Here is a 1,794-nt window from a genome sequence, read left to right as displayed (position 1 = left end):
GGTCAGCTGGCTGGTAAGCCGTAAACTCAAAAGTAAATTCAAGCACTATTCGAAAGTGCACCTTCAAAATGGTATGAGCGGTGCCGAAATCGCCGAAAAAATGTTGTCCGACAACGGAATTCGCGACGTAAAGGTGGTCTCCACCGCCGGTATGTTGACGGACCATTACAACCCGAAAACCAAAACGGTAAACTTGAGTGAAAGTGTCTATAACCAACGCAATGCCGCTGCGGCCGCAGTCGCAGCCCACGAATGTGGACACGCGGTGCAACATGCCCAAGCCTATGAATGGCTGACCTTGCGCTCTAAATTGGTGCCGGTGGTCAGCGTGACCTCAAGTATGTCGATGTGGGTCGTTTTCGGCGGACTTATACTAGGTGCGGCAGCCGGGGTCGGCTTTGGTTATTGGGTCGCCGTCGCGGGTCTGGTTATGATGGGTCTCGCTACCTTGTTCAGTTTTATTACCCTGCCGGTAGAATACGATGCCAGTAACCGCGCCTTGGCTTGGCTAAAGTCGAAAAATGTGGTCACGCCACAAGAATATAAAGGCTCCGAGGATGCACTGAAATGGGCCGCCCGTACCTATCTGGTAGCAGCAATAGGCTCTCTGGCTACATTGGTCTATTGGGGGCTACAGGTTTTCGGGGGAAGGGATTAAGGGTATTTCCATTATATGGTAATTTGACGGTCGATCTGCTGATTCAGCGAAATAAAAGTCTCCGTACGCGAGACGCCTTCGATCTGTTGAATATCCTTGTTCAGCACATGCATAAGGTGTTCATTATCCCTGCAAAGCACTTTGATCAAAATCGACCAGTTGCCGGTGGTATAATGGCATTCCAACACTTCAGGGATTTTTTCCAACTGCTTTACCGCCGCGGGATTGCTCATGGCCTTGTCCAGATAAATGCCGATATAGGCCATAGTCGTGTAGCCCATTACCTTTGGATCGATAACGAACTTTGATCCTGCCAATAGTCCAGATGCTTCCAATTTCCGTAACCTTTGGTGAATGGCAGCTCCAGAAATGCCTATGTTTCTGGCGATTTCCAAAATAGGCTTCCGGGCATCGGCCATCAAGAATCTTAGAATTTTCTTGTCAATGCCGTCTATTTTTACCTTTTCGTTATTGGATTTCATGATTCAGGTTTCGGTTTGATGGTAAAAGTAGAGAAATTATTGAGAAATGGAAGGGATTGAAGTTCTTTCGTCTGCCAAGGGGAAAGGGAATCAATAAGCACACGATCCTTTAAGCTTCAACTCGCCACCGAATCGGGATTATATCCCAAATAGGGCACATCATACTCCTTAAAAACAATACCGTAGCTTTCAAGCTCGGAAAGTATAGGTTCATATACTTCCCTGTTGATAGGAATCCGCACCCCGGGCGTGACGATTTTTTTGTTCAATATTGCCAAAGTAGCCATGGCCACGGGCAGACCTACGGTTTTCGACATGGCCGTATGAAGCCTGTTCTCGCCAATGACCACCATATTGGCGTCGATCTGTTTTTTTTGTCCGTTTAGCTCATAGCCGAATTTGTGGTACATCACGATCATATCCTTTTCGTTATCGGCGAGCGTCCAGCTATCCTCCAAGATTTTTTGCAGGATTCGGGCAGGAGTGGCATTAGGGAGTGCGATGGTCTTTTGCGCGTCGAAAAGGTTCAGTTCCAACAGTTTTTCCCACATAATATCATCTTGATCGATCTTTAGGTAGTAGCGCAGTTTTAGCTCCACGGAATCGGTTGGGGAGTAGGGGAGAAACAGGTTGACGAATTCGCGGTACGACATG

At 47.6% G+C, this 1,794-nt stretch carries 3 protein-coding genes; 1 reads left to right on the top strand and 2 read right to left on the bottom strand.

All coding sequences use genetic code 11. From position 1 onward, the window contains the following. A partial coding sequence (locus tag ACEW8S_RS10985) for a zinc metallopeptidase (protein ID WP_373518199.1) occupies positions 1–658 on the top strand: 658 nt, incomplete at its 5' end. An 11-nt stretch (positions 659–669) separates the two neighbouring features. Here ACEW8S_RS10985 and ACEW8S_RS10980 read toward each other — a convergent pair. Beyond that, positions 670–1,140: an Lrp/AsnC ligand binding domain-containing protein gene (locus ACEW8S_RS10980; RefSeq protein ID WP_373518198.1), complete on the bottom strand. Its 471-nt coding sequence runs from the start codon at positions 1,138–1,140 to the stop codon at positions 670–672. Between the two features lie 116 nt (positions 1,141–1,256). Next, on the bottom strand, positions 1,257–1,794 hold a 538-nt coding region (locus ACEW8S_RS10975; protein WP_373518197.1), incomplete at its 5' end, for a saccharopine dehydrogenase C-terminal domain-containing protein.

Origin of the sequence: Pricia sp. (assembly GCF_041745955.1) — a bacterium.
GTDB lineage: Bacteria > Bacteroidota > Bacteroidia > Flavobacteriales > Flavobacteriaceae > Pricia.
Note: the sequence above shows the minus strand (reverse complement) of the source record. Positions and strands in the feature narration are given on the sequence as shown.